1 protein-coding gene is annotated in these 531 nt (G+C 55.9%); it reads right to left on the bottom strand.

Annotated features, from left to right (window positions below):
* Positions 1-531 (bottom strand): IS3 family transposase (locus NOM06_RS20840; protein WP_255913034.1); only part of this gene is annotated, 531 nt, incomplete at both ends.

The raw sequence follows: 531 nt of genomic DNA, 5'->3' as shown, positions 1-531 counted from the left end.
CATAGCCGGAACCCACTCCGTTTTAAGACTTCTGAACAATCGCTCCATCGGGGCATTATCCCAGCAGTTGCCACGCCGACTCATGCTCTGGGTCATGCGATAGCGCCACAGTCGTTGCCGAAATGCCCTACTGCCATATTGGCTGCCCTGGTCAGAGTGAAACAGCACACCAGATGGGCAACCACGCTGCTGATAGGCCATCTCCAGTGCTTTGATTGCCAATTCTGCATCAGGTTTATCAGACATCGCCCAGCCCACGACCCGCCGGGTGTGCAGGTCAAGCACCGCTGCCAGGTAATGCCAGCGTCCACCTGCCCAGACGTAGGTGATATCGCCACACCACACCTGATTGGGTTGCTGGACATCAAATTCGCGAGCCAGCAGATTGGAAATGTCCGGTCGCTCAGACTGGGCGACCTGATAACGATGAGCGCCCGGCTGTTTGGATACCAGCCCGGCTTCCTTCATCAGGTTACGTACTTTGAATCGACCAATCTGATACCCCAACTCCCGCATCATCGACATCAAGGC

This window comes from Aeromonas sp. JL9, from assembly GCF_024436075.1.
Taxonomy (GTDB): Bacteria; Pseudomonadota; Gammaproteobacteria; order Enterobacterales; family Aeromonadaceae; genus Aeromonas; species Aeromonas veronii.
The sequence above is the reverse complement of the archived record's forward strand: the minus strand, read 5'-3'. Positions and strand labels throughout refer to the sequence as shown.